The organism is Bradyrhizobium oropedii (genome assembly GCF_020889685.1).
In the GTDB taxonomy this organism is placed as follows: Bacteria; Pseudomonadota; Alphaproteobacteria; order Rhizobiales; family Xanthobacteraceae; genus Bradyrhizobium; species Bradyrhizobium oropedii.
Genome location: NZ_JACMYO010000387.1, coordinates 1 through 2,101, shown reverse-complemented (window position 1 = coordinate 2,101; position 2,101 = coordinate 1). Strand labels below are relative to the sequence as shown.

Below are 2,101 nucleotides of genomic sequence, written 5' to 3'. Positions count from 1 at the left end.
CGCGCCCGCGCCGCCGAGCGCGCGCTCGAAGGCCGTTCGCTCGACGCTTCCGCGATCAATGCAGCTGCCGCGGCAGCCGCCGAAGGAACCGCGCCCGGCGACAATGCGCTCGCCAGCGCCTGGTATCGCCGCGAGATCGTCGGCGTGCATCTTCGCCGCCTGTTGTCCGGTCAGGAATAATCACGATGGCCAAGACTGCCCTTCAATTCCAGCACAACGGCCGCGAGGTCGCGATCTTCGTCGATGGCGGCACCAACCTGCTGGTCGCGCTGCGCGAGCTGATCGGCGACATGACGCCGAAATTCGGCTGCGGCCAGGGCGGCTGCGGCACCTGCAGCGTGCTGATCGACGGCGAGCTTCATCTCTCCTGCCTGACGCTGGCCGAAACGGTCGCCGGCCGTTCGGTCGAGACGCTCGACGGCATCAAGAACGGTCCCAATCTGCACCCGCTGCAACGCGCCTTCGCCGACAATTTCGCCGCGCAGTGCGGCTATTGCACGCCGGGCATGCTGATGGCCGCCAAGGCGCTGCTCGACCGCAATCCGCAGCCGAGCCGCGCCGAAGTCGTCGAGGCGATCTCCGGCAACATCTGCCGCTGCACCGGCTATGAGCCGATCATCAACGCCGTGCTGGCTGCCGCGTCCGGTGGCCGTGCGCGCGCGTAAGGAAACAGTGCCATGCTGGAATTGCGCAAGGACATTTTCGCCGACGAACGCGACGACAATCTGAAGGAGATCGGCAAGGGCACGCAGCGCCAGGACATGCTCGGCCATGTCACCGGCACCTCGCCCTATTTCGACGATCACAGGCTGCAGGGCATGCTGCATCTGAAGGTGGTCCGCAGCGCGCATCCTCATGCAAGACTGCGCCGCATCGACACCTCGGAGGCCGAGCGGTCGCAGGGCGTGCGGCGGGTGATCCGCGCCTCCGACGTGCCGCGCAACCTGAACACGCTGCTCAGCCTGATCAATTTCGGCAAGGACGACGAACCGTCGCTCGCGGTCGACAAGGTGCGCTACAAGGGCGAGCCGATCGTCGCCATCGTCGCCGACAGCCCGCGCGAAGCCTTTGAAGCGATTGCAAAGGTCAAGATCGACTATGAGTCGCTGCCGGCGGTGTTCGATGTCGAGGACGCACTGAAGCCGGGCGCGCCCGTGGTCAACGAGGTCTATCCGAAGAACACCTTCACCTATCACGAGACCTATGATCGCCAGCAGCTGCGCTTCGGTGACGCTGACCGCGCGCTGGCCACAGCCGACCATGTGCTGGAGCAACGCTACCAGATGTCGCCGATCGAGCACGCCCCGACCGAGACCAACGGTTCGATCGCAGCGCCCGACACCAACGGTCGCTTCATCGTCTACACCTCGACGCAGGCGTTGTTCTTCTCGGTCGACACCTGCGCCAAGATCCTCGACGTGCCCTCCAACACCTTCCACTTCATCGGCGGCACGGTCGGCGGCGGGTTCGGCGGCAAGGTCGATACCCTGACCGAGCCGCTCTGCATTCTGGGCGCGATGTTGACCGGACGGCCGGTGCGCTACGTGTTCGGGCGCGAGGAGGAGATGCAATACGGCCCGCCGCGCGGCGCCGAGCGCATCTACATCAAGGACGGCGTGATGCGCGACGGCCGCGTCGTCGCCCGCAAGGTGCGCGCCTATTTCGACAGCGGCGCTTATACGCGGCTGTCGAGCTATGCGGCGGTGAAATGCGCCGCGCATCTGCCCGGCCCCTACACGATCCCGAATGTCCATGGCGATGTCTACTGCGTCTTCACCAACCGCACACCCGCGACCGCGATGCGCGGCTTCGGCGTCACCGCGATGGATTTTGCGATCGAATGCCAGATGGACAAGCTGGCCCATCTCGTCGGCATGGACCCGATGGAGTTCCGGATCCTCAATGCGTATCGCGACGGCGACATGAAGGCGCACCGCCGCGAGGCCAAGAACACCGCGCTGATCGAATGCGTGCAGGTCGCCGCAGAGAAGGCCAGATGGCCGCTGCGCGAGGACTTCAAGCGGATGTCGTCGCGCAAGGATGGCGGCGGCGCGCGTGCCGCCGTGACGCCGACCCCGCGCGAGACGCACGCACCGGCGGC

2 protein-coding genes and 1 pseudogene are annotated in these 2,101 nt (G+C 66.2%); all 3 read left to right on the top strand.

Annotated elements, in window-relative coordinates; translation table 11 throughout:
• Positions 1-180 (top strand): annotated as a pseudogene (locus tag H8A95_RS42680) (FAD binding domain-containing protein); the annotation flags it as partial.
• A gap of 5 nt (positions 181-185) precedes the next feature.
• A complete protein-coding gene (locus tag H8A95_RS42675) occupies positions 186-665 on the top strand; it encodes a (2Fe-2S)-binding protein (RefSeq protein ID WP_229188406.1) in 480 nt (159 codons plus the stop codon).
• 12 nt (positions 666-677) lie between these two features.
• Positions 678-2,101: xanthine dehydrogenase family protein molybdopterin-binding subunit (locus H8A95_RS42670; RefSeq protein WP_229188405.1), on the top strand; the 1,424-nt coding region annotated here is incomplete at its 3' end.

Coding starts and splice junctions, on each gene's coding strand:
- H8A95_RS42675 (WP_229188406.1), top strand. CDS start 186: ATGGCCAAGACTGCCCTTCAATTCCAGCACAACGGCCGCGAGGTCGCG.